Annotated in this window: 21 protein-coding genes; 14 read left to right on the top strand and 7 right to left on the bottom strand. The window is 71.2% G+C overall.

Annotation, left to right across the window (positions count from 1 at the left end; all coding sequences use genetic code 11):
* Positions 1–17: 17 nt before the first annotated feature.
* Positions 18–947 (bottom strand): LLM class F420-dependent oxidoreductase, encoded by a 930-nt coding sequence (locus ACFYY1_RS22630; RefSeq protein ID WP_388588261.1) that lies wholly within the window; start codon positions 945–947, stop codon positions 18–20.
* Between the two features lie 290 nt (positions 948–1,237).
* Here ACFYY1_RS22630 and ACFYY1_RS22625 point away from each other — a divergent pair, with 290 nt between their 5' ends.
* The 5 genes from ACFYY1_RS22625 to ACFYY1_RS22605 all read left to right on the top strand — a co-directional run bounded on the left by ACFYY1_RS22625 (position 1,238) and on the right by ACFYY1_RS22605 (position 8,221).
* Positions 1,238–3,460 carry an NADP-dependent isocitrate dehydrogenase gene (locus tag ACFYY1_RS22625; RefSeq protein ID WP_388588258.1) on the top strand — a complete coding sequence of 741 codons (2,223 nt, stop codon included), beginning with the start codon at positions 1,238–1,240 and terminating at the stop codon, positions 3,458–3,460.
* Positions 3,461–3,669: 209 nt separating this feature from the next.
* Positions 3,670–4,407, top strand: coding sequence for an SDR family oxidoreductase (locus ACFYY1_RS22620; RefSeq protein ID WP_388588255.1), 738 nt, complete (start codon positions 3,670–3,672; stop codon positions 4,405–4,407).
* A gap of 219 nt (positions 4,408–4,626) precedes the next feature.
* The gene (ctaD, locus tag ACFYY1_RS22615; protein WP_388588252.1) at positions 4,627–6,357 is read left to right on the top strand and encodes a cytochrome c oxidase subunit I; all 1,731 of its coding nucleotides are present in this window, start codon (positions 4,627–4,629) and stop codon (positions 6,355–6,357) included.
* A gap of 29 nt (positions 6,358–6,386) precedes the next feature.
* Positions 6,387–6,728 (top strand): hypothetical protein, encoded by a 342-nt coding sequence (locus tag ACFYY1_RS22610; RefSeq protein WP_388588249.1) that lies wholly within the window; start codon positions 6,387–6,389, stop codon positions 6,726–6,728.
* Between the two features lie 131 nt (positions 6,729–6,859).
* On the top strand, positions 6,860–8,221 hold the full coding sequence (locus ACFYY1_RS22605) for an NAD(P)/FAD-dependent oxidoreductase (RefSeq protein WP_388588246.1): 1,362 nt from the start codon (positions 6,860–6,862) through the stop codon (positions 8,219–8,221).
* A 57-nt stretch (positions 8,222–8,278) separates the two neighbouring features.
* Here ACFYY1_RS22605 and ACFYY1_RS22600 read toward each other — a convergent pair whose 3' ends face one another.
* A complete protein-coding gene (locus ACFYY1_RS22600; RefSeq protein ID WP_388588243.1) occupies positions 8,279–9,277 on the bottom strand; it encodes an aldo/keto reductase family protein in 999 nt (332 codons plus the stop codon).
* Positions 9,278–9,331: 54 nt separating this feature from the next.
* A complete protein-coding gene (rho, locus tag ACFYY1_RS22595) occupies positions 9,332–10,522 on the bottom strand; it encodes a transcription termination factor Rho (protein ID WP_388588240.1) in 1,191 nt (396 codons plus the stop codon).
* Positions 10,523–10,917: 395 nt separating this feature from the next.
* Between rho and ACFYY1_RS22590 the strand changes: the two genes are divergently transcribed.
* The gene (locus ACFYY1_RS22590; protein ID WP_388588237.1) at positions 10,918–11,799 is read left to right on the top strand and encodes a GNAT family N-acetyltransferase; all 882 of its coding nucleotides are present in this window, start codon (positions 10,918–10,920) and stop codon (positions 11,797–11,799) included.
* 66 nt (positions 11,800–11,865) lie between these two features.
* Here ACFYY1_RS22590 and meaB read toward each other — a convergent pair whose 3' ends face one another.
* Genes meaB through mutA form a run of 3 tightly spaced genes read right to left on the bottom strand, consistent with a single transcriptional unit; the run spans position 11,866 to position 16,958 of the window.
* On the bottom strand, positions 11,866–12,885 hold the full coding sequence (gene meaB / locus ACFYY1_RS22585; RefSeq protein ID WP_388588235.1) for a methylmalonyl Co-A mutase-associated GTPase MeaB: 1,020 nt from the start codon (positions 12,883–12,885) through the stop codon (positions 11,866–11,868).
* 12 nt (positions 12,886–12,897) lie between these two features.
* Positions 12,898–15,099, bottom strand: coding sequence for a methylmalonyl-CoA mutase (gene scpA / locus ACFYY1_RS22580; protein WP_388588232.1), 2,202 nt, complete (start codon positions 15,097–15,099; stop codon positions 12,898–12,900).
* Positions 15,099–16,958 (bottom strand): methylmalonyl-CoA mutase small subunit, encoded by a 1,860-nt coding sequence (mutA, locus tag ACFYY1_RS22575; protein ID WP_388588230.1) that lies wholly within the window; start codon positions 16,956–16,958, stop codon positions 15,099–15,101. Before mutA ends, scpA begins: the two co-directional genes overlap by 1 nt.
* 218 nt (positions 16,959–17,176) lie before the next feature.
* Here mutA and ACFYY1_RS22570 point away from each other — a divergent pair, with 218 nt between their 5' ends.
* The 7 genes from ACFYY1_RS22570 (at position 17,177) to ACFYY1_RS22540 (ending at position 23,923) form a co-directional block, all read left to right on the top strand.
* A complete protein-coding gene (locus ACFYY1_RS22570) occupies positions 17,177–17,572 on the top strand; it encodes a molybdopterin-binding protein (protein WP_388588228.1) in 396 nt (131 codons plus the stop codon).
* A gap of 47 nt (positions 17,573–17,619) precedes the next feature.
* Entirely contained in the window at positions 17,620–18,414 is a 795-nt protein-coding gene (gene modA / locus ACFYY1_RS22565; protein WP_388588226.1) for a molybdate ABC transporter substrate-binding protein, read from the top strand.
* Positions 18,415–18,507: 93 nt separating this feature from the next.
* Positions 18,508–20,457: an ABC transporter permease gene (locus tag ACFYY1_RS22560; protein ID WP_388588224.1), complete on the top strand. Its 1,950-nt coding sequence runs from the start codon at positions 18,508–18,510 to the stop codon at positions 20,455–20,457.
* A 517-nt stretch (positions 20,458–20,974) separates the two neighbouring features.
* Positions 20,975–21,772 (top strand): tyrosine-protein phosphatase, encoded by a 798-nt coding sequence (locus ACFYY1_RS22555; RefSeq protein WP_388588222.1) that lies wholly within the window; start codon positions 20,975–20,977, stop codon positions 21,770–21,772.
* A 106-nt stretch (positions 21,773–21,878) separates the two neighbouring features.
* Entirely contained in the window at positions 21,879–22,826 is a 948-nt protein-coding gene (locus tag ACFYY1_RS22550) for a hypothetical protein (RefSeq protein WP_388588220.1), read from the top strand.
* Positions 22,827–22,960: 134 nt separating this feature from the next.
* Positions 22,961–23,365 (top strand): DUF1992 domain-containing protein, encoded by a 405-nt coding sequence (locus ACFYY1_RS22545; protein WP_388588218.1) that lies wholly within the window; start codon positions 22,961–22,963, stop codon positions 23,363–23,365.
* 66 nt (positions 23,366–23,431) lie between these two features.
* On the top strand, positions 23,432–23,923 hold the full coding sequence (locus ACFYY1_RS22540) for a GNAT family N-acetyltransferase (protein ID WP_388588215.1): 492 nt from the start codon (positions 23,432–23,434) through the stop codon (positions 23,921–23,923).
* Between the two features lie 72 nt (positions 23,924–23,995).
* Here the strand turns inward: ACFYY1_RS22540 and ACFYY1_RS22535 are convergent, their stop codons facing one another.
* Entirely contained in the window at positions 23,996–24,385 is a 390-nt protein-coding gene (locus tag ACFYY1_RS22535) for a VOC family protein (protein ID WP_388588213.1), read from the bottom strand.
* Positions 24,386–24,597: 212 nt separating this feature from the next.
* Here ACFYY1_RS22535 and ACFYY1_RS22530 point away from each other — a divergent pair, with 212 nt between their 5' ends.
* Positions 24,598–25,113, top strand: coding sequence for a DUF6328 family protein (locus ACFYY1_RS22530; protein WP_388588211.1), 516 nt, complete (start codon positions 24,598–24,600; stop codon positions 25,111–25,113).
* Positions 25,114–25,139: the final 26 nt, after the last annotated feature.

Here is a 25,139-nt window from a genome sequence, read left to right as displayed (position 1 = left end):
CCCGGCGCCGTACCCGGTCAGACGCCTGCCGCCCGCGCCGCCTCGTACACCTCGCCGGCCACGTCGATCAGCTCCGAGGCGTCGCGCGTCGTGCCCTGGAGGTCCAGCAGGATCTCCGGAACACCCGTCTCGGCATGGGCCACCAGGTCCTCGACGATCTGGGCCACGCTGCCGTGGAAGGGGGCGCGGCCCGCACCGGCGGCCGGTTCGGGGGTGTACCGGGCATTGGCGCGGGCGCAGACACCGACCGGACGCTCCCGGCCCCGCTCGGCCGCCAGGTCCTGGACCCGCTTCCACTGCTCGGCCAGCTGTGCGGCGCCCATGGCCACGGGCATCCAGCCGTCGGCCCGGTCGACGAGGCGGCGGGTGGCCCGGGGGCTGTTCGCCGGCAGATAGACCGGGATGGGGCGCACCGGCTTCGGACCGACCTCCGACGGGGCGATGGTGGTCAGCTCGCCCTCGTACGAGACCGGGTCCGGGCCCCAGACGGCCGCGCACACGTCCAGCAGCTCGTCCAGCACCGCGCCGCGCTTCTCGAAGGGGGCGACCGAGGCGGCGGCGTACTCGTCCAGGGACCAGCCGGTGCCGAGCCCCGCGACCACCCGGCCACCGCTCGCCGCGTCGAGCGAGGCCAGCGAACGGGCCAGCTGGAACGGCAGGTGCAGCGGCGCGACCAGGACGCTGGTGCCCAGCCGGGCCCGGTCCGTCACCCCGGCGGCCAGCGCGAGCGTGATCAGCGGGTCGGCGACGCTGCGGTACTGCTCGGGCCACGGCAGCCCCGGAACGCCGTACAGCCCCTGGGTGGCGGGCTCGGGGAAGATGATCCGCTCGAAGACCCACAGGCTCTCGTAGCCGGTTTCCTCCGCCGCGCGCGCCACGGCGGCGACATCGCGGCCGATGTCGTACTGCTTCATCTGCGGAAGACCGAGACCCAGCGAGACGGGCATGTGCGTACTCCTTCTGGTGAGCAGCGGGACAACCACCGTATGACACTTGCCCGTTGTCCGTGCGGCTCTCTTCGGGGAGGAGTGCCGGGTGCGGCCGCGGCCCGTGGGGCGGGTGCGGTCCGTGCGCGCTGACCGGGGCGTACGCCGACGGGCCGGGCCGGGGTGCACGCGCGGTGCGCGGCCTTGGCGACACGGTTCGGAGCCGATGAACGCGGGGCCCTGTCGAGCCCGGGGCGATCACGAGATATCTTGATGTCAAGCAATGTTGCAGACGTGGAGCGGAGCACAGGGTGACTGACTCGACCATCATCTATACACACACCGACGAGGCCCCGGCCCTGGCGACGTATTCGTTCTTGCCCGTGATCCAGGCGTACGCCTCGACGGCCGGGGTCAATGTCGAGAGCCGTGACATCTCGCTGGCCGGACGCATCATCGCCAGCTTCCCCGAGCGTCTCCAGGAGGGCCAGCGCATCGACGACGCGCTCGCCGAGCTCGGTGAGCTGGCCAAGCGCCCCGAGGCCAACATCATCAAGCTTCCCAACATCTCGGCCTCGATCCCGCAGCTGAAGGCGGCCATCGCCGAGCTGCAGGCGCAGGGCTACGCGCTGCCGGACTACCCGGACGACCCGCAGACCGACGAGGACAAGGACGTCCGCGCGCGCTACGACAAGGTCAAGGGCAGCGCGGTGAACCCCGTGCTGCGCGAGGGCAACTCCGACCGCCGTGCCCCCGCCTCGGTCAAGAACTACGCCAAGGCGCACCCGCACCGCATGGGCAAGTGGACCGCCGACTCGAAGACGAACGTCGCCACCATGGGCGTCGACGACTTCCGCTCCACCGAGAAGTCCACGGTCATCGCCGAGGACGGTGCGCTGCGCATCGAGCTCGCGGGCGACGACGGCAGCACCACCGTGCTGCGCGAGTCGGTGCCGGTACTGGCGGGCGAGGTCGTCGACGCGGCGGTCATGCGCGTCGCGGCGCTGCGCGAGTTCTTCACCGCGCAGGTCGCCCGTGCCAAGGCCGAGGACGTGCTGTTCTCCGTCCACCTCAAGGCCACCATGATGAAGGTCTCCGACCCGATCATCTTCGGCCACGTGGTGCGTGCCTTCTTCCCGAACACCTTCGCCAAGTACGGCGAGGTGCTCGCGGCCGCCGGCCTGTCCCCGAACGACGGCCTCGGCGCCATCCTCAAGGGCCTGGACTCGGTGCCGCACGCCGGCGCCGAGATCAAGGCGTCCTTCGAGGCCGAGCTCGCCGACGGCCCCGCGCTGGCCATGGTCGACTCGGACAAGGGCATCACCAACCTGCACGTGCCGAGCGATGTCATCGTCGACGCCTCCATGCCGGCCATGATCCGCACCTCCGGCCACATGTGGGGCCCGGACGGCGAGGAGGCCGACACCCTCGCCGTCCTGCCCGACAGCAGCTACGCGGGTGTCTACCAGGTCGTCATCGACGACTGCCGCGCCAACGGCGCCTTCGACCCGTCGACCATGGGCTCGGTGCCCAACGTCGGCCTGATGGCGCAGAAGGCCGAGGAGTACGGCAGCCACGACAAGACCTTCGAGATCCCCACCACCGGCACGGTGCGAGTCGTCGACGGCAACGGCGAGGTCGTGCTGGAGCAGGCCGTCGGCGCCGGCGACATCTTCCGCATGTGCCAGGCCAAGGACCTGCCGATCCAGGACTGGGTCAAGCTCGCCGTCACCCGCGCCCGCGCCACCGGCGTCCCGGCCGTGTTCTGGCTGGACGAGGACCGCGCCCACGACGCGCAGCTGATCACCAAGGTCAAGAAGTACCTCGCCGACCACGACACGGACGGCCTGCAGATCGAGATCATGTCGCCGGTCGAGGCGACCGCGTTCTCGCTGGAGCGCATCCGCCGCGGTGAGGACACCATCTCGGTCACCGGCAACGTGCTGCGTGACTACCTGACCGACCTCTTCCCGATCCTGGAGCTGGGCACGAGCGCGAAGATGCTCTCCGTCGTCCCGCTCATGAACGGCGGCGGCCTGTTCGAGACGGGTGCGGGCGGCTCCGCGCCCAAGCACGTCCAGCAGCTGGTCAAGGAGAACTACCTGCGCTGGGACAGCCTGGGCGAGTTCTTCGCGCTCGCGGCCAGCTTCGAGCACCTGGCGACGACCACGGGCAACGCACGCGCCCAGATCCTCGCCGACACCCTCGACCGCGCGACCGGCACCTTCCTCAACGAGGACAAGTCGCCGAGCCGCAAGCTGGGCGGCATCGACAACCGCGGCAGCCACTTCTACCTGGCCCTGTACTGGGCCCAGGAGCTGGCGCAGCAGACCGACGACGCACAGCTCGCGCAGGCGTTCGCCGCGCTCGCGAAGACGCTGGGCGAGCAGGAGCAGACCATCGTCGACGAGCTGATCGCGGTGCAGGGCTCGCCGGCCGACATCGGTGGCTACTACCAGCCCGACCCGGCCAAGGCCTCCGCCGTCATGCGTCCGTCGCAGACCTTCGTCCAGGCCATCGCCTCCATCGGCTGACACGACCCTGCGCGGCGGGGGCCCGACCAGGCGCCCCCGCCCCTCCCGCCCCGGCCGGCACCCTGCCCGGCCGGGGCGGTTTCGTGTCCAGGAGCGGCGCCGGAGCCGGGCCGCCGGATCGAGGAGTTTGTGCGTAACCGGCCCCGGGGAGCCCTTCCCCCGGTAGGTTCGTACGCCCGGACCAACCGTGCCCCGGAGGGGGAGAGACTGTGCTGACAGGCAGGAACGCCGTGGTCACCGGTGGATCGCGGGGCATCGGCCGCGCCATCGTCGAGCGCCTGTGCCGCGACGGGGCCCACGTGGTCTTCAACTACGCGACCGACGACGACGCCGCGGCCGAGGTCGTCCGTACGGTGCGGGGCGACGGCGGCACGGTCCGGGCGGTCCGGCTGGACCTCGCGGAGCCCGACGGCGCCGAGCGCCTGATGTCGGTCGCCGAGGAGGAGCTCGACGGGCTGGACATCCTGGTGAACAATGCCGCGCTGTGCCCCGCCCCCTCCCTGCTCACCGACACCGATCCCGCGGTCTTCGACCAGGTCCTGGCGGTCAACACCAGAGCGGTCTTCATGACGATCCGCCACGCGGCGCTGAGGATGCGCGACGGCGGCCGCATCGTGAACATCTCCACGGCCAACACCGTGCGGCCGGGCCCCGGCATTTCCGCCTACGCCGCGAGCAAGGGCGCCGTCGAACAGCTCACCGCCGTCGCCGCCCATGAACTCGGGGCCCGCGGTATCACGGTCAACACCGTCTCGCCCGGCGCCACCGACACCGAGCTGCTGCGGGCCAACAACCAGCCGCAGGCCCTGGAGGCGGTCGCGGGCATGACCCCGCTGCGCCGGCTGGGGCAACCCGCCGACGTGGCCGACGTGGTCGCCTTCCTCGCCGGTCACGACGGCCGGTGGATCACCGGGCAGAACGTCCGCGCGACGGGCGGGATGGCCTGAGCGACGCCGGGGAAACCCGTACAGGACCCGTGACGCCCTGACGGGTGAATGTCGTACGACGGCGGGCGGCGGGCCACGCCCCGCGGCCCCGCGGCTGATTTGCTGCTCCTGGAATCTGGCGTGACGCGCGCGGGACCGGTCTGTCGGCCGTCCCGGTGGAAACGGCTCCCCTGCCGGGTGCTCGGTCCACCCGCGAACGACGATCGAAGGAGCGTCCCAGTGACGACGACGGGCACAACAGGGGCAGCCGACGCGGAGGAGGCGTACGCGAACGAGCTTCCGGTCCACGCGAAGGAACCGGGAAACGTCGTCATCAAGTGGCTGACCACCACCGACCACAAGACGATCGGCACGCTCTACCTCGTCACCTCGTTCGCCTTCTTCGTCGTGGGCGGTGTGCTGGCCCTGGTCATGCGCGCCGAACTGGCGCGTCCGGGGATGCAGATCGTCTCGCCCGAGCAGTTCAACCAGGCGTTCACGATCCACGGCACGATCATGCTGCTGATGTTCGCGACGCCGCTGTTCGCCGGATTCACCAACTGGATCATGCCGCTGCAGATCGGCGCGCCCGACGTGGCGTTCCCGCGGCTGAACATGTTCGCCTACTGGCTGTACCTCTTCGGCTCGGTCATCGTCGTGGCCGGCTTCCTCACCCCGAACGGGGCGGCGGACTTCGGCTGGTTCGCCTACTCCCCGCTGACCGACGCGGTCCGCTCACCGGGCATCGGCAGCGACATGTGGATCATGGGGCTGGCCTTCTCCGGCTTCGGTACGATCCTCGGTTCGGTCAACTTCATCACCACCATCATCTGCCTGCGCGCCCCCGGCATGACGATGTTCCGCATGCCGATCTTCGTCTGGAACGTCCTGCTGACCGGTGTGCTGGTCCTGCTGGCCTTCCCGGTCCTCGCGGCGGCCCTCCTGGTGCTGGAGGCGGACCGCAAGTTCGGCGCGCACGTCTTCGACCCGGCCAACGGTGGCGCACTGCTCTGGCAGCACCTCTTCTGGTTCTTCGGCCATCCGGAGGTGTACATCATCGCGCTGCCGTTCTTCGGCATCGTCAGCGAGATCATCCCGGTCTTCAGCCGGAAGCCGATCTTCGGCTACATCGGCCTGATCAGCGCGACCATCGCCATCGCGGGCCTCTCCGCGACCGTGTGGGCGCACCACATGTTCGTCACGGGCGGTGTGCTGCTGCCGTTCTTCTCGTTCATGACCTTCCTCATCGCGGTACCGACCGGGGTGAAGTTCTTCAACTGGATCGGCACGATGTGGCACGGCTCGCTGTCCTTCGAGACACCGATGCTCTGGTCGATCGGCTTCCTGGTCACCTTCCTGTTCGGTGGTCTGACCGGTGTGATCCTCGCTTCGCCCCCGATGGACTTCCACGTCTCGGACTCGTACTTCGTCGTCGCGCACTTCCACTACGTCGTCTTCGGCACCGTGGTCTTCGCCATGTTCGCCGGATTCCACTTCTGGTGGCCGAAGTTCACCGGAAAGATCCTGGACGAGCGGCTCGGCAAGATCACGTTCTGGACGCTGTTCGTGGGCTTCCACGGTACGTTCCTGGTGCAGCACTGGCTGGGCGCGGAAGGCATGCCGCGTCGTTACGCGGACTATCTCGCCGCCGACGGCTTCACCGCGCTGAACACGATCTCGACGATCTCCTCGTTCCTGCTCGGTCTGTCGATGCTGCCGTTCTTCTACAACGTGTGGAAGACCGCCAAGTACGGCCGCAATGTCGGGGTCGACGACCCATGGGGCTACGGCCGTTCGCTGGAGTGGGCGACCTCCTGCCCGCCGCCGCGGCACAACTTCCTCACCCTGCCGCGGATCCGCTCCGAATCCCCGGCGTTCGACCTGCACCACCCCTCGGTCCGCGCACTCGACGAGGCCCTCAATCGCCCGGACACCGGACTGCCCCGGACCCCGGGGCACGAGCGGGACTGAGCGCGACGGCCCGGCGGGAGGAGGAGCGAGTGGACCCCGACAAGGACAGCGCCCGAGGAATGGCACAGCTGCAGGGCTACCTGCTGTGGAGCGCCGAGGTCGAGGAGGCCCGCCGCCGCGCGGGCCGCTTCACCGACGAACTGCCCTGGCTCACCTCCGCCCAGCGCGAGGACGTCGAACGCGTCTACACCGCCGACCGGCTCGCCGCGTCACGGGCGACGCTCTGCCGCATCTCGGCCCGCGCCACCGCGCTGCGCGGCGAGTACGAGGCGCGCTACCGCAGGCTCAGGGCGCGCTGCGTGGCCGTCGGTGTCATGGCCGTCGGCGCCGTCGGCGGCACCTGCACCGCGTTCACCCTGCTCACCCGCTGATTGCTGCGTCGTCCGTTCCGCCGCCCTCAGCAGGCGAACTCGTCCCGGGCTCGTGAAGATGAGGGTGGACGGGCGCGTGCGACGTGGCAGGCGAACGGATGGACGTACAGGCCCGAGAAGGGACGAACACCGTGGCACGACCCAGGATCCTCGTTGTCGGCGCCGGATTCGCCGGAGTGGAGTGCGTGCGCCGTCTGGAGCGCGGGCTCATCCCCGGCGAGGCGGAGATCGCACTCGTCGCCCCGTTCTCGTACCAGCTCTACCTTCCCCTGCTGCCACAGGTCGCGGCGGGCGTGCTCACCCCGCAGTCGGTCGCCATCTCGCTGCGCCGCAGCCGCAAGCACCGCACCCGGATCATCCCGGGCGGGGCCATCGGAGTGGATCCCAAGGCGAAGATCTGCGTCATCCGCAAGATCACCGACGAGATCGTCTACGAGCCCTACGACTACATCGTGCTCAGTGCCGGGAGCGTCACCCGCACCTTCGACATCCCCGGCCTGCTGGACAACGCCCGGGGCATGAAGACACTGGCCGAGGCCGCCTACGTACGGGACCACGTGATCGCCCAGCTCGACCTGGCCGATGCCAGCCACGACGAGAACGAACGGGCCTCGCGCCTCCAGTTCGTGGTGGTCGGCGGTGGATACGCGGGCACCGAGACCGCGGCCTGCCTGCAACGCCTCACCACCAGCGCGCTCCGGCAGTACCCGCGGCTCGACCCGAAGCTGATCAAGTGGCACCTCATCGACATCGCCCCGAAACTGATGCCCGAACTGGGCGACAAGCTGGGCCGAAGCGCCCTGCGGATGCTGCGCGCCCGAGGCATCGAGGTCTCGCTAGGCGTCTCGGTCGCCGAGGCCGCCCCGGAGAAGGTCACCTTCACCGACGGCCGGGTGCTGCCCTGCCGGACCCTGATCTGGACGGCGGGCGTCGCCGCCAGCCCGCTGGTCAGCACCTTCGACGCGGAGACGGTACGCGGCCGGCTCGCCGTCACCCCCGAGATGAGGCTGCCGGGCTTCGACGGCGTCTTCGCCCTCGGCGACTGCGCGGCCGTACCGGACCTGCACAAGGGCGACGGAGCCGTCTGCCCGCCCACCGCACAGCACGCCATGCGCCAGGGCCGCAGGCTCGCCGACAACCTCATCGCGACCCTGCGCAACCAGCCGCTGAAACCGTACGTCCACAAGGACCTCGGTCTCGTCGTGGACCTCGGAGGCAAGGACGCGGTCTCCAAGCCGCTCGGCATCGAGCTGCACGGGATTCCCGCACAGGCCGTCGCCCGCGGCTACCACTGGTCGGCGCTGCGCACCAATGTCGCCAAGGCCAGGGTCGCGACCAACTGGATCCTCAACGCCGTCGCCGGTGACGACTTCGTACGCACCGGCTTCCTGTCCCGGCAGCCGGCCAAGCTGCGCGACTTCGAGCACACGGACGCCTACCTCACACCGGAACAGGTCCGTGAGCACACCGCCTCGCTGCACACCGGCACCTGATCCCGCGGCGCACGTCACCGGCCCCGCACGCGGCCGGGCCGGTGACGTCCGGCCGGATCAGCTGTCGCCCGGGTGCCCGGCCGTCAGCCCGGGATCCCGCACGGCCACCGGGTCCAGGATGTCGTCGATCCCCTTCAGCAGTTCCGCGTCGAGCGTCGCACCGGCCGCCGCGGCGTTCTCCGCCACCTGCTCCGGCCGGGAGGCGCCGATGATCGCGGCCGAGACGTTGGTGTTCTGCAGCACCCACGCGACCGCGAGCTGGGCCAGGCTGAGACCGGCGCCGTCGGCGAGCGGCCGCAGCCGCTGGACGCGCTCCAGCACGTCGTCGCGCAGCCAGTGGGCGATCATGTTCGCGCCGCCCTTGTCGTCGGTCGCCCGCGAACCGGCCGGGAGCGGCGCACCGGGCCGGTACTTGCCGGTGAGCGCGCCCTGGGCGATCGGGGACCAGACGATCTGGCCGATGCCCAGCTCCTCGGAGGCGGGCACCACGTCGCTCTCGATGACCCGCCACAGCGCCGAGTACTGCGGCTGGTTGGAGATCAGCGGCACCCGCAGCTCGCGGGCCAGTCGGTGCGCGGCGCGGAGCTGGTCGGCCGTCCACTCCGAGACGCCGATGTAGAGCGCCTTGCCGGACCGGACGACGTCGGCGAACGCCTCCATCGTCTCCTCCAGCGGGGTCGAGTGGTCGTAGCGGTGGGCCTGGTACAGGTCCACGTAGTCCGTCTGCAGACGGCGCAGCGAGTTGTCGATGGACTCCATGATGTGCTTGCGGCCGAGCCCCCGGTCGTTGTGTCCGGGGCCGGTCGGGAAGTAGACCTTGGTGAACACCTCCAGACCCTCGCGGCGTTCGCCCTTGAGCGCCCGGCCCAGGACGGCTTCGGCCCGGGTCTCGGCGTAGACGTCCGCGGTGTCGAAGGTGGTGATTCCGGCGTCCAGGGCGGCGCGGATGCAGGCCGCCGCCGCGTCCTCCTCCACCTGGGAACCGTGGGTGAGCCAGTTCCCGTAAGCGATCTCACTGATGGTCAGGCCGCTGCGGCCGAGTCGGCGGAACTCCATGTGGCTGCTCTTTCTGTGCTCATGAGGCGCGGATCACGCAATCGCCGGGCCATGCTATGCATCCGCGCCGGTGCCGTCCGGACAGGTGCGGGCCTGTGGGACGGTGCCGTGGACGGCGCGGAGGAACGCCGCGTTGTCCAGGGTGCGGCGGAGCCGGTCCAGCAGTGTTTCCAGCGCGGTCTGCGGATCCCTGGTGTGCAGCGCGCGCCGCAGCCCGCGCACGACTCGCAATTCGCTCTCCGGTACGAGGAGTTCCTCGCGGCGGGTGCCGGACGACGGGATGTCCACGGCCGGGTGGACGCGTCGCTGTGCCAGTGCGCGGTCGAGCCGGAGTTCCATGTTGCCGGTGCTCTTCAGCTCCTCGAAGAAGTAGTCGTCGGCGCGGGAGCCCGTCTCCACGAGTGCGGTGGCCAGGATGGTGAGGGAGCCGCCTTCCTCGGCGAGCCGAGCGGCGCCGAAGAGCTGCTTCGGGCCGAGCAGGGCGGCCGCGTCGACGCCGCCGCTGAGGGTGCGTCCGCCGGCGGCGGAGGCGTTGTTGTGGGCGCGGCACAGACGGGTGAGGGAGTCGAGCAGGACGACGACGTCCTGACCCCGCTCGACCAGCCGCTTGGCACGTTCCACCGCGAGTGCGGCGAGTGCGATGTGCTCCTTCGCGGGCCGGTCGAAGGTGGAGGCGAGCACTTCGCCCCGGACGGACCGGCGCATGTCGGTGACCTCTTCGGGACGTTCGTCCACCAGCACCACCATCAGGTGGCACTCGGGGTGGTTGGCGGCGACGGCCGCGGCGATCTGCTGGAGCAGCACCGTCTTGCCGGTCCTGGGCGGGGCGACGACGAGCCCGCGCTGCCCCTTGCCGATCGGCGCGACCAGGTCCACGAGCCGCATCGCGGCTCCGCCGGACGGTGTCTCCAGCCGCAGCCGCTGCCGGGGGTGGAGCGGGGTGAGGTCACGGAAGTGGGGCCGGTTCCGGAGCGCCTGCGGGGAGCGGCCGTCGACCCGCTCCACGGCGGACAGGGTGAGCGGCCGGTCGCAGAGCCCGGTCACGGCATCGCCCCGGCGCAGTCCGTGGCGGCGGATCAGGGCGGCCGGGACCACCACGTCGCCGGGGGAGGGGAGGCCGTTCCGTACGCGCAGCACGCCGTTCCCCTGGTGCGTGAGGTCGAGTACGCCGGTGACCTCGGTGGTGTTCGGGGACTCGGCTGTCAACTGCCGTTGATTGAGCGGGTGTTCGAGAGAGATGGTCATCGCGGACGGGTCCTTTCGCGGACATGGCGAATACGGGGCCGGACGGCACGGGGCGGCAGAGAACACGCCCCCGACGACGGGCGGGAAAGTCCGAACGGGCAAAGCCCGGTCCGGACTGGATGAGGTGACGCCGAGAGCTGGATCGCCGGTCGGAGAAGGACGGGCGCGGCAGCTTCGGAGCGGTGAATCGGCACCGGCGCCTCGGAGCGAGGCGAGCACTGGTACCTCAAGCACGGTAGCACGGCCCTGCGGGAAGGGGATCGTACCGAGGGACGACAAGGCCGTGCCGGGGTTCCGAAATCCGGTTGCCGAGGCACTCGTGGAGTGATGTGGTTCTCCGGGCCACCGGCCCGCTCACCCGTTCCGACCGGCGCCCCGGGCGCACAGGAGTCACTTTGTCGATACGCATCACCGCGCTGGCCGACCCCGGCCGGCCCGCCGGGAGCCACCGCCTGGCCTGGCTCGCCTCCGGCCCCGACGGCAGCCCCCTCGGCTCCGCGTTCCTGCGCGTCTTCACCCGCGAGGGCCAGGACCACCTCGCCGAACTGGAACTGCACGTCCACCCCGCGGAGCGCCGCAACGGCGTCGGCTCACTGCTGTTCGAGGCCGCGGTCGCCGCCGCCCGCGAGGAGGACCGGCGCAGCGTCGTCGCGCAGGCCGGGACCGGATCGGCGGGAGACCACTTCCTGCGGGCCAAGGGACTGCGCAAGGTCCTGACCCTGACGTACGTACGGCTCCCGCTGGCGAAGGCCGACACCGAGGCCCTGCACCGGGCCGTCGGGCGGCCGCACCCCGGCTACCGGCTGATCTCCTGGGACGGCACCGTCCCCGACGAACTCGCGGTGACGTTCGCCGCCTCCCGCCGGGCGATGGACGACATGCCCATGGACGACACCGACTTCGGCACGGTCGTCTGGGACGTGGACCGGGTCCGGTCCGCGGCGGCGGCCGTCGCCGCACGTGGCGACCTGCTCCACACCGTCGCGGCGTTCGACGAACCCACCGCCACGATCGTGGGCTTCACGGAACTCGTCGTCCCGGGCGACGGAAAAGGCGACGCCCAGCACTACGGCACCGGAGTCCTTCCCGAGCACCGGGGGCACGGCCTCGGAGCGTGGATGAAGGCAGGCTCCATCCTCCACGCCCGCGAGACCCACCCCGGCCTGGCGGGGCTGCTGACGGACACCGCCGACAGCAATACGCACATGCGGCGCATCAACGACGCTCTCGGCTACGAGCCGACGCACGGCTCGGTCGAGTACCAGCTCGATCTGTAGCGGCTCCGGGCGTCCGGCGGTCCGGGATTCCGGACCGCCGGACGCGGACGTCGCGTACCCGGGCCGTCAGGCCACCGGGTCACCGGCCTCCGCGACCCCCGCCGCGCCCCGGAACGCGGACAGGATCTGCTCGGCCGCCAGTGTGGCCGTCAACTCCCCGTCCCGTACCCGCTGTTCCAGTCCCGGCGTGAGGGCACGCACCTCGGGATGGCCGCGCAGACTCTCCAGCAGCTCGTCCCGCACCATCGTCCACGTCCAGTCGACCTGCTGGTCACGCCGCTTCGCGGCGAGCCGCCCGGTCGACTCCAGCAGCGCGCGATGCTGTTCGAGACGTTCCCAAAGGGTGTCGAGACCGGCCGACTCACGGGCGCTGCAGGTGAGCACCGGCGGTGTCCACGCCGCGTCCACCGGGTGCATCAGCCGCAGCGCGCCCGCCAGTTCCCGCGCGGCCGCGCGGGCGTCGCGCTCGTGCGGGCCGTCCGCCTTGTTGACGGCGATCGCGTCCGCCAGCTCCAGCACACCCTTCTTGATGCCCTGGAGCTGATCGCCGGTCCGGGCCAGCGTCAGCAGCAGAAACGTGTCGACCATATTGGCCACCGCCGTCTCCGACTGCCCGACGCCGACCGTCTCCACCAGCACCACGTCGTACCCCGCGGCCTCCATCACCACGATGGATTCCCGGGTCGCCTTGGCCACCCCGCCGAGCGTCCCGGCGGTCGGGGACGGGCGCACGAACGCCGCCGGGTCCACCGCGAGCCGCTCCATCCTGGTCTTGTCGCCCAGGATGGAGCCGCCCGTACGGCTGGAGGAGGGGTCGACGGCCAGCACCGCGACCCGGTGCCCGAGCCCGGTGAGCATCGTGCCCAGCGCGTCGATGAAGGTGGACTTCCCGACCCCGGGCACGCCGCTGATACCGATCCGCCGTGCGGCGCCGGAGTGCGGCAGCAGTTCGCGCAGCAACCGCTGGGCCAGCGCCCGGTGATCGGGGCGGGTGGACTCGACGAGAGTGATGGCGCGCGCGATGTGCGCCCTCTTTCCGTCGAGCACCCCCTTCGCATAGCTGTCGATGTCGATCCTGGGAGCCATCGGGTCAGCGGCTCACAGCTCGTGGCCGAGCGCGGCGCCGAGCCGCGTCACCAGGTCGTACGCGGCATCCGGGATCACCGTGCCGGGCGGGAACACGGCCGTCGCGCCCGCCTCGTGCAGCGCCTCGACGTCCTGCGGCGGAATCACCCCGCCCACCACGATCATGATGTCCTCGCGCCCCTCGGCCGCCAGCTCCTCGCGGAGCGCCGGCACCAGCGTGAGGTGCCCGGCGGCCAGCGAGGAGACGCCCACGATGTGCACGTCCGCCTCCACCGCCTGCCGCGCCACCTCGGCCGGTGTCTGGAACAGCGGGCCGACGTCCACGTCGAAGCCCAGGTCGGCGAAGGCGGTCGAGATCACCTTCTGGCCGCGGTCGTGGCCGTCCTGTCCCATCTTGGCGACCAGGATGCGCGGACGGCGCCCCTCGGCCTCCTCGAACCTGTCCACCAGCGCCCGGGTACGGTCCACGGAAGGGGATTCACCTGCCTCGTTGCGGTACACACCGGAGATCGTACGGATCTGGCCCGCGTGCCTCCCGTACACCTTCTCCAGGGCGTCCGAGATCTCGCCCACGGTCGCCATCGCGCGTGCCGCTTCGACGGCCAGTGCCAGCAGATTTCCTTCGAGGCCGGGGCCGGGATCACGTTCGGCGGCGGCCGTCAGTGCCTGCAGCGCCGCCTGGCAGGCGGCCTCGTCGCGCTCCTCGCGCAGCCGGCGCAGCTTCTCGATCTGCTGGGCGCGCACCGAGGAGTTGTCGACCTTCAGCACATCGATCTGCTCGTCGCTGTCCACCCGGTACTTGTTGACCCCGATCACCGGCTGGCGCCCGGAGTCGATCCGTGCCTGGGTGCGGGCCGCGGCCTCCTCGATGCGCAGCTTCGGGATGCCCGCGTCGATGGCCTTGGCCATGCCGCCCGCCGCCTCGACCTCCTCGATGTGCTGCCAGGCCCGGCGCGCCAGGTCGTACGTCAGCTTCTCCACGTACGCGCTGCCGCCCCAAGGGTCGATCACCCGGCCGGTGCCCGACTCCTGCTGGAGCAGCAGCTGGGTGTTGCGGGCGATCCGGGCGGAGAAGTCGGTCGGCAGGGCGAGCGCCTCGTCGAGCGCGTTGGTATGCAGCGACTGGGTGTGCCCCTGGGTGGCGGCCATCGCCTCCACACAGGTCCGGGTGACGTTGTTGAACACGTCCTGCGCGGTCAGCGACCACCCCGAGGTCTGCGAATGGGTGCGCAGCGAAAGCGACTTGGCGTTCTTCGGCTCGAACTCCTTGACCAGCTTGGCCCAGAGCAGCCGGGCCGCCCGCAGCTTCGCGATCTCCATGAAGAAGTTCATGCCGATCGCCCAGAAGAACGACAGCCGCGGCGCGAACGCGTCCACGTCGAGACCGGCGTCCCGGCCGGCCCGCAGATACTCCACTCCGTCCGCGAGGGTGTACGCCAGCTCCAGATCGGCCGTCGCACCCGCCTCCTGGATGTGATAGCCGGAGATGGAGATCGAGTTGTAGCGCGGCATCTTCTGCGAGGTGTACGCGAAGATGTCGGAGATGATCCGCATCGAGGGCTTCGGCGGATAGATGTAGGTGTTGCGGACCATGAACTCCTTCAGAATGTCGTTCTGAATGGTCCCGGCCAGCTTCTCGGGCGGTACGCCCTGTTCCTCCGCGGCCACGATGTACAGGGCGAGGACGGGGAGCACCGCGCCGTTCATCGTCATCGACACGGTCATCCTGTCCAGCGGAATGCCGTCGAAGAGCTGGCGCATGTCGTAGATCGAGTCGATCGCCACGCCCGCCATGCCGACGTCGCCGGTCACCCGCGGGTGATCGCTGTCGTAGCCGCGGTGGGTCGGCAGATCGAAGGCGACGGAGAGCCCCTTCTGCCCGGCCGCGAGGTTGCGGCGGTAGAAGGCGTTGGACTCCTCGGCCGTGGAGAACCCGGCGTACTGCCGGATCGTCCAGGGCTGGTTGACGTACATCGTCGGGTACGGGCCCCGCAGATACGGGGCGATGCCCGGGTACGTACCGAGGAAGTCGAGCCCTTCGAGGTCGCGCCCGGTGTACAGCGGCTTGACCGCGATGCCTTCCGGGGTCTCCCACAGCAGATCGCCGTCGGAACTGCCGGAGGACTCCTTCACCGAGGCACGCCACTGGTCCTCGGACACCTCGGCGGCGCCGCCCGGACCGAGCTCGATGCCGGAGAAGTCGGGGATACGCATTACGCCACATCCATACGGTCGAGAAGGGAGGAGAGCACGGCCACCACATCGGAGCCCGCGAAGACGTACTCGTCGACGCCGGCGTACTCGCCGGGCCGCCCGGCCAGGAACACCCGCTCGGCGCCCGCCGACCGCAGTGCCCCGGCGACCGCCTCGGCCTGCTCGGCGTAGAGCGCGTCGCTGGAGCAGAGGCACGCCACGGTGGCCCCGCCGGCCCTGAAGGCGTCGGCGGCCGTGGTCGCGTCGACCGAGACCGGGTCGTGGACCGGTTCGATGCCGCCCGCCTGGAACAGATTGGCGGCGAACGAGGCCCGCGCGGTGTGCGCCGCGGCGGGGCCGAGCGCGGCGAGGAAGACCTTCGGCCGCTGCCCGGTCGCCGCGAGATGCGCGTCCGACCGGGCGCGCAGCGCCTCGAACGCCTCGTCCCGGCGGACCCGGGGCAGACCGCCCGGCGCGGCCGGTCCGGCGGGGGACGGCTCACGCTCCACCGGCCGCTCCGTGAGCTGCGGGAACTCGCTGACCCCGGTGATCGGCTCCTTGCGACGCGCCAGATCCTTGCTGCGCGCCGCCCAGGTGGCCGCCAGCCGCTCGCCGATCATCCCCGAGCGGAGCGCGGCGGCCTGACCGCCGGAGCGCTCGATCTCCTGGAAGAACGACCAGGCGGCATCGGCGAGTTCGGCCGTGAGCCGCTCCACGTACCAGGAACCGCCCGCCGGGTCGATCACCCGGGCCAGGTGCGACTCCTCCAGCAGGATCGTCGAGGTGTTACGGGCGATGCGCCGGGCGAACGCGTCCGGCAGGCCCAGCGCGTGATCGAACGGCAGCACGGTGACGGAGTCGGCGCCGCCGACCCCCGCCCCCAGGCACGCCAGCGTCGTGCGCAGCATGTTCACCCACGGATCGCGCCGCGTCATCATCACCGACGACGTCACCGCGTGCTGACGCTGAGCACCGGCACCGGCGGCCCCGCACACCTCGGCCACCCGGGACCACAGCCGGCGCGCGGCCCGCAGCTTGGCGATGGTCAGGAACTGGTCGGCGGTCGCCGCGTACCGGAACTCCAGCTGCCCGCAGGCGTCCTCGACCGACAGCCCGGCGTCGGTCAGCGCCCGCAGCAGGGCGACACCGGTCGCCAGCGAAGCGCCCAGCTCCTCGGCCGCCGAACCGCCGGCCTCGTGGTACGGCAGCGCGTCGACGGTCAGCGCCCGCAGCCCGGGAAACTCCCGTGCGCACCGCTGCGCCCAGTGCACCGCTTCCGAGGGGTCGGGCTCGGCGCCACTGCGGGCGGCCTGCCCGAACGGGTCCGCGCCGAGGTTGCCGCGCACGCTCCCCAGGTCGATGCCCCGCTCGGCGCAGATCCGCAGCAACTCCCTCGCCGCGGCGTCGGTCTCGTCCCCGGCGTCGAGCACCACCGGAGCCAGATCCAGGTAGACCCCGTCCAGGGCCCCCGCCAGCGCGGACACCGGCACTCCGGCGGCACCGCCCACGGTCAGCCACAACGAGGTGACACCGTTCTCCAGATCGGCGAGCAACGCCTCGTTGAGACGCGCGGGATCCGGCAGGGTGTGCCGCTGCCGTACGTCCCAGCCGCCCGCCGCGTTGCCCTCGGCCTTGCTGCCGCGGGTGAAGGGGGCGAAGCCCGGATGGCCGGCATCGGGCGCGCTGTCGCGCGAGGTGTAGAGGGGACGGGTGATGAGCCCGTCCTCCACCGTGGTGGACAGCGCTTCCTCGGCGGCCGGACCCGCGGCCTCCTTGCCCGACTTGCGCAGCACACCTTCGACGAGGTGTTGCCACTGCTCATGGGCGGGGGCGGGGAATTCGGCGGCCAACGAAAACCCGTCGGCAGGCAGGACCGTCATGCCCAGATGCTAGGTCAGGGGGCTTGAGGGCAGCATGGGTTCCGCTTGTGACCTTGCCCTCTCCGGAGCGCACTTGATCCTTCACCCACCGTCGCGTAGCCGGCCCCTGCCCGACCCCGCCCCGGCACTTGGTGATTCCTCCAATGCGCCTGGCATTTGCTCCACAGATCACTCGGATGGATTGCAGCTGCCAGGACGACTCGAATATCTTGTCGCACATGCAGTCCTACACAATCGGCCAGGCGGCCCGCCTGCTGGGGGTCAGCCCCGACACGGCCCGCCGCTGGGCGGACGCCGGGAAGGTCGCCACCCACCGCGACGAAAGCGGCCGCAGGCTCATCGACGGCCGTGACCTGGCCGCCTTCTCCATCGAGGTCGGCCAGGGCGCGGGCGGCGAGGACGACGCCTCGTACACCTCGGCCCGCAACGCCTTCCCGGGCATCGTCACCGCCGTGAAGCTCGGCGACGTCGCGGCCCAGGTGGAGATCCAGGCGGGCCCGCACCGGCTGGTGTCACTGCTCACCCGCGAGGCCGTCGAGGAACTGGGGCTGGAGGTCGGCATGCAGGCCACCGCCCGCGTGAAGTCCACCAGCGTGCACATCGACCGCGTCTGACCGCGCGTCACCCACGGCACGCATCAACTTCAAGGAGTCACCGGACCATGCCGACCACCCTCACCGGGCGGCGCGCCGCCGCCGCGGCCGTCACCGCCGCACTGCTGCTCCCGCTCGCCGCGTGCGGCAGCGATGACGACGGCAAGAAGGAATCCACCGGGAAGTCGGCATCGTCCGGGACCCGGCTGACGGTGCTGGCCGCCGCCTCGCTCACCGACGTGTTCAAGACCGCCGGCGCCGCGTACGAGAAGGAGCACCCGGGCACGAAGGTGACGTTCTCCTTCGCCGGCTCCCAGGAGCTCGCCGCCCAGGTGAAGCAGGGCGCACCCGCCGACGCCCTCGTCACCGCCGACACCAGGACGATGGACGGGCTGAAGTCCGACACGGCGACGCCCACCGTCATCGCCAAGAACCGCCTCGTCATCGCCACCCGTGAGGGCAACCCGGAGAAGATCGCGAGCCTGAAGGACCTGACGGACCCCGGGCTGAAGGTCGTCCTGGCCGCACCCGAGGTGCCGGTCGGCCGCTACAGCGAGCAGGTCCTCGACGCCCAGAAGCTCGACGTCGAGCCGGTCTCCCAGGAGCCCAACGTCCGCGCGGTCCTCAGCAAGGTCGAACTCGGCGAGGCCGACGCGGGCATCGTCTACCGGACGGACGCCGCCACGGTCACCGACAAGGTCGACGCCGTCGACATCCCGGACGCGCAGAACGCCGTGGCCTCCTACCCGGCGGCTACCCTGCGACAGTCCAAGAACACCGAGGCCGCCACGGCGTTCGTGAAGTGGCTGAGCACCCCGCAGGCGCAGAAGATCCTGCGGTCGGCGGGCTTCCAGCAGCCGTAGTCCCGCGACCCGGTCGGCCGTGATCAGGCGGGCCGGCCGACCGGGGAGCGCGAGCGCGCCCCCGCCCGAACCGACCGATTCCGGGAACCTCCGATGAGAGCCCTCCGCAGCCGGGTGCCCGGCGTGCGCACACCCGTCGCCCTGGCGATCCCCGCACTGCTCGCCGTCGCGTTCCTGCTGATTCCACTGATCGGCATTCTGGTCCGTACGTCCTGGGCCGACCTCGGCACCCATCTGACCAGCCCGGGAGTCACCCAGGCGCTCAGGCTGTCCCTGCTGGTCTCCTTCTGGGCGCTGGGCCTCTCACTGCTGCTCGGGGTGCCGCTGGCCTGGCTGCTGGCCCGGACCGACTTCCCCGGCAAGGCGTTCGTGCGCTCCCTGGTCCTGCTCCCGATGGTGCTGCCGCCCACCGTCGGCGGCGTGGCACTCCTGCTCGGCTTCGGCCGCCGGGGACTGCTGGGGCCCTGGTTGGAGGAGACCTTCGGGATCACGCTGCCCTTCCACACCTCGGGCGCGGTGGTCGCGGCGACCTTTGTCGCGATGCCGTTCCTCGTCATCAGCCTCGAAGGCGCGCTGGCGGGACTGCGCCCCGCGTACGAGGAGACCGCGGCGTCCCTCGGGGCCTCGCCGCTGCGGGTGTTCTTCACCGTCACCCTTCCGATGGTCGCCCCCGGCCTCGCGGCCGGGGCCGCCCTCACCTGGGCGCGGGCACTCGGCGAGTTCGGGGCCACCATCACCTTCGCGGGCAATCTGCCGGGCACCACCCAGACGCTGCCCCTCCAGGTCTACCTGCTGCTCCAGGACTCACCGGAGGCCGCCACCTCCGTGTCGTTGCTGCTGCTCGCCATCGCCATGGCCGTGCTGATCACCCTGCGCGGGCGCTGGACCGGAACGCCCCGTGACCGCGCACGCGGCGCGCGAGCCGTGACCGACGAGGCGTACGAAGCGGCCGATACGGACCGGGCGGCCCGAACGGATCACGAGACGCCCCCGGTGCCGGGCGAACAGCGGTCGCTGCACGCCGAGGTCACCGGCTTCGACGAGCTGACCCTCGACGCGGCGCCCGGCACCACGATCGCCGTCGTCGGCCCCAACGGCGCGGGCAAGACGACCCTGCTGCGCGCGCTCCTGGGCCTGACCCCGCGCGCCCGGGCCCGGCTGCGCCTCGGCGACACCGACGTCACCGAACTGCCCCCGCACCGCCGCCAGGTCGCCTGGGTGCCGCAGGACGGCGCGCTCTTCTCGCACCTGAGTGCGCTGACGAACACGGCGTACGGGCTCCGCGCCCACGGCGTCCCCCGCGCCGAGGCCCGGCGCGAGGCGCGGCAATGGCTCGACCGGCTGGGCGTCGGCCACCTCGCCCACCGCAGACCCGCGCAGCTCTCCGGCGGCCAGGCCCAGCGTGTGGCCCTGGCCAGGGCGCTCGCCGCCCGCCCCTGGCTGCTGCTGCTCGACGAGCCGCTCGCCGCCCTCGACCAGACCACCCGCGCCCATGTACGGCACACGCTGCGCACCCACCTCGCCGGGTTCGGCGGTGTCTGTCTGATCGTCACCCACGACCCGGTCGAAGCGGTCTCACTGGCCGACCGGGTGCTCGTGCTCGACGAGGGCCGCACCCTCCAGGACGCGCCACCGGCCGAGGTCACCCGGAATCCCCGCTCGCCCTGGGTCGCCAGGATGCTCGGCCGCAACGCCTGGCCCGGCACCGCCGCACCCGACGGCACCCTCGCCCTGGCGGGCGGCGGCCGGCTGGTGGTCGCGGACACGCCCGCCGAGGGGACGGCCGTCCTCGCGATCATCGCGCCCGAAGCGGTCTCCGTGCACCACGACAGGCCCGCCGGGAGCCCGCGCAACGTCTGGCCCGGCACGGTGCGCGAGCTCACCGCGGTCGGCAGCAGGCTCCGGGTGGTGATCGCCTCCGGCGAGGCGCCGGATCTGGTCGCCGAGATCACCCCCGAAGCGGCGGCCGAGCTGGGGCTCGTCGAGGGGAGCGCCGTATGGACGAGCGTCAAGGCGACCGAGGTGGGTGTCGTCGTGCTCTGAGTAAGGGCTGTCCCGTAATCCCTGGTGGATCAGCGTGCGGCGTCGGACGCGGTGCATCGCAAGGCGGAGGGACGCCCGAATACTGGATGTATTCGGGCGTTCCGACAACGCGGCGAGGTGCCGTGGCCGTCGTCGCACGCCCGCCAGGGATTACGGGACAGCCCTTACCGGATTCCCCGGCGCGAAGCGGCGCGGTGCGGCCCCGGCCGGTTCTGTTCCGTCGCGTTCCCCGGACGTAATCGCGGGGGCGGGAATTCAAGGGCTGTCGTGGTGGTCCGCGCACCGATCGCCGCCGCCCTTCGGGCCGGGATTCGCAGAACACACCGCTATTCGTGTGGTGTGCCCCCTGACCTGGGTGGCTGCGGTTGTGATTTCACATTTCCTTTATCTCCGCAAGCGCTACCGATCGATTGTCTTCCGGCGTTTTCCTTTGTCGATCTCCCGGCTGCGTGCGACGTTTGATCCGGCAAAGCCGAATGAATTCGGATACGCGTCAGGAAAAAAGGGGAAGTTCATCGTGCAGACCGCCAGGGCCGTCCCGGCATCCACCGTCCTCAATCTGCGCGACCTGGGTGGCATCGCCCTGGGCCCGGGCCACCGGGTCCGGTCCGGCGTCGTGCTGCGGTCCGGGCAGCTCAGCGGGCTCGACGCGGCGCAGGACTCGCAGGTGGCCGCGCTCGGCATCCGTACCGTCGTCGATCTGCGGACCGCCGACGAGCGCGCCGCGGCCCCCGACCGGCTGCCGCCGGGCGCGCGGCTGTTCGTCGCCGATGTGCTCGGGGAGAACCCGGGCGTGGCGCCCGCCCGGCTGCGCGCACTGCTCGCCGACCCGGTCGCCGCGGAGCAGTTGCTGGGCGGCGGAAAGGCGGAGGGGCTCTTCGCGGACACCTACCGGCAGATGGTGCTCTCGCCGAGTGCGTCCGCCGCCTACCGGGCCTTCGTCGAGACGGTCGCCGACGACCGGGCCCGCCCGGTGCTGTTCCACTGCACGGCGGGCAAGGACCGTACCGGCTGGGCCGCCGCCCTGCTCCTGATGATGCTCGGGGCGTCCCGCGAGGTCGTGCGTGCCGAGTTCCTCGCGGTGAATCCGGTGGTACGGGTCGCCTTCGCGCCGTACGTGCAGGACTTCCTGGACGCGGGCGGCGACCCGGGGATCGCCTCCGCGATCACCGAGGTGCGCCCCCGCTATCTCGACACGGCACTGGACGCGATGGACGAGCGATGGGGCGGGCTGGAGGGGTATGTGCACGACGGCCTGCGCATTCCCGATGCTGCACTGGAGCGGTTGCGCGCCGGGCTGGTGGTGCCTGCCTGAGCCGGAGCGATCGGTGGGCTCCGGGGTTGACTTCATACCCCCAGGGGGTATGTTGTGAGGCGTCGGGAAGCGCTGCCTCCCGGTCGACCCGATGGAGGAACCTGTCATGAACAACGCACTGAAGATCACCGCCTTCGCCACCGCGCTCGCCGCGACCTTCGGGACCGCGTACGGAGTGGGCAAGGGCGTCGACCCGCTGGTGGCCGCGGAGGACCGCCCCGCGCAACAGCACGGCGGCCACGCCGGGGGAGAGGAGGGCGGGGCGAAGGCCGCGGCGGCGGACCACGCGCCCGGCGGGCTGCAGATCTCCGAGGGCGGCTACACGCTGGACCTGGAGACACCGGTGGTCCGGGCCGGTGACCGGGGCGAGATCCGGTTCGCGGTCAAGGACGACAGCGGCCGCAAGGTCACCGCCTACCAGCGTGAGCACGGCAAGGAGTTGCACTTCATCCTCGCCTCCACCGACCTCACCCAGTACCGGCACCTGCACCCCGTCCGGGCGGCCGACGGCACCTGGTCGACCCCCGTCGACCTTCCGGAAGCAGGCGGCTACCGGGTGTTCGCCGACTTCACCCCGGCGGCCGCGGGTGCCGAGAACCTCACGCTGGGCGCGGATCTGGCCGTCTCCGGGGCCTACCGCCCCGCCGCTCTCCCGGCCCCGGTCGCCACCGCCGAGGTGGACGGCTACCGCGTCGCGCTCGGCGGCGACCTCCGGGCCGGCCGGAGCGGCGAACTGAAGCTGACCGTCAGCAGGAACGGCCGTCCCGTCACCGATCTCCAGCCCTACCTCGGTGCGTACGGACACCTCGTCGCCCTGCGCTCGGGCGACCTGGCCTATCTGCACGTCCACCCGAACGAGGGCGGCCCCGGTCCGATGGTGTCCTTCACCGCGACGGCTCCCAGCGCCGGGACGTACCGGCTCTTCCTCGACTTCAAGCACGAGGGCGAGGTGCGCACCGCGGCCTTCACCGTGCGGGTGGCGGAAGCGGGGAACGGCGGCGACGGACACCAGGGGAGCGGAACCGGGGCGCCCGCCGCCGGACACGCGCACTGAGGCGGGTCTCCGGACCCCGAAGTGGCTTTGCGCCGAAGGGGGTTGCGAAGCGGGGCCGTGCGGGCGCCGGGCGTCCCGCGGGCCCTGGGTATCGTGGAGGGACCGGATGATGAATCCTGCGAGAGGGGCGTACGTTGACCGAGCGCAAGCCTGCGGGCGTCAGCTTCGAATCATGGGTCGACAAACAGATCCGGGAGTCCGAGCAGCGCGGCGACATCTCGCAGTTGCCGGGGTTCGGCAAGCCGCTCGACGCCATCAAGGCTCCCTATGACGAGAACTGGTGGATCAAGCAGAAACTCCAGCGTGAAGGGGTCTCGGTGCTCCCGCCGGCCCTGGCCCTGCGCAAGCAGGCGGAGGACGTGGCCGAATCCGTGGCCGAGGCGCGGACGGAGGCCGAGGTACGGCGCATGCTGTCCGAGGTCAACGAGAGGATCGCGGCGGCCGTCAGGCGTCCGCCGCCGGGCCCGCCGCTGAACCTCAAGCCCTTCGACATCGACGCCGTGGTCGACGAATGGCGCGCGGCGCGCGAGCGGCCGTAGGGTCCGACGGGCCGGTGGCGGGCTCGCGAGTGGGTGGCCGGCAGCCGGATGCGTAATACTCCATTCATGACATCGAGCATTACGCGCCGGGGTGGCGAGGCGCTGCGGGAGACCGTACGCATCAGACGTGCCACCGCCCGGGACGCGAAGCGGCTCACCCGGCTGGTCAGGACTTCCCGCGCCTACGAGGGGCACTACGCCGCCATGGTCGCCGGATACCGGGTGGGTCCCGACTACATCGAGACCCATCGGGTCTTCGTGGCGGTGGAGTCCGGCTCCGAGCGGGTGCTGGGTTTCTACGCGCTCGTTCTCGAACCGCCGGAACTCGACCTCATGTTCGTCGCCGACGACGCGCAGGGGCGCGGCATCGGGCGGCTCCTCGTCGGGCATCTGCGTGTTGAGGCGGAAGGCGCCGGCCTCACCGGGGTCCGCGTCGTCTCGCACCCGCCCGCCGAAGGCTTCTACCGGAGTGTGGGCGCCCGGCGGACCGGCACCCTGGCGGCCGCCCCGCCCGCGGTGATGTGGGACCGGCCCGAGCTGCTGCTGCCGGTCGGCTGATCCGGGGCGACGAGGGGCCCGGCCGGGACGCGTGCACGAGCCCCGGCCGAACTCCCTTCTCAGGACGCCGTGTTACGAGGGGAAGCCGCCGTACGGGCGCGTGATGATCTCCATGGCGTGACCGGAGGGATCGAGGAAGTACACGCCCCGGCCGCCGTCGTTGTGGTTGATCTCGCCCGGCTGCTTCTTGTGCGGATCCGCGAAGTACTCGGCCCCGAGCTCCTTGATGCGGGCGTACGCGCTGTCGAACTCCGCCTCTGAGACGAGGAAGGCGTAGTGCTGCGCGGTGATCGATGCTTCGGGAATGGTCGCGAAGTCCAGCGTGACCCCGTTCCCGGTGGTGACCGGGATGAACGGGCCCCATTCCTTACCGATTTCGAGTCCCAGTATGTCCGCCAGGAACTCGGCGGACTTCCGGTTGTCCCGGGAATGGATGATGGTGTGATTCAACTCGACTGACACTGTGGAATGCCTCCAACGGGCATCTCACGGGCACCTCCACGCCTCACCCAGCCGGTGACCGACGCGCGATGCCGTACCAAGATCCTAGGTGAAGTCGAACTGATCGTCGAGGTCGGGCGAATGGATCCGGCCACCCTCGTGGCCCTGTTGACCGGTTACGGTGGGGGAGGGGAGAACGTGAAGTACTCCGGGTATTCGGACGGAGGCTCCCGGTGACCTCGACAGCACGCCTTCCCGGCAGCCAGGGCCGCGGCGACGGCCGCGACGAGACGCCCGAGGAACGGGCGGACCGGCGGTGGACCGATCTGCTCCAGGAACTGCGCGTGGCCCAGACCGGCGTCCAGATCCTGTTCGGCTTCCTGCTCGCCGTCGTCTTCCAGCCCCGCTTCGCCGACCTCTCGCACACCGACCGCACCATCTACGTGGTCACCGTGATGCTGGGATCGGCCACCGCCGCCGCCCTGATCGGGCCCGTTTCCTACCACCGGCTGCTCACCGGGCGGCGGCTCAAACCGCAGACGGTCACCTGGGCGTCACGGATGACCGTGCTCGGGCTCGCCCTGCTGTTCTGCACCATGTGCTCCACCCTGCTGCTCATCCTGCGGGTCGCCCTGCACAACTCCGTCGCGCTGTGGCTGGTCGGCGCGATGGCGCTGTGGTTCCTGATCTGCTGGTTCGTCTTCCCGGCCTGGGCACTGGCCCGCTCCTCGTCCGTACGCGGGAAATGACCGGCGGCCGAGGAGGAGCCGGCCGG

The sequence above is a fragment of the Streptomyces sp. NPDC001890 genome, assembly GCF_042891445.1.
Taxonomy (GTDB): Bacteria; Actinomycetota; Actinomycetes; order Streptomycetales; family Streptomycetaceae; genus Streptomyces.
The sequence above is the reverse complement of the archived record's forward strand: the minus strand, read 5'-3'. Positions and strand labels throughout refer to the sequence as shown.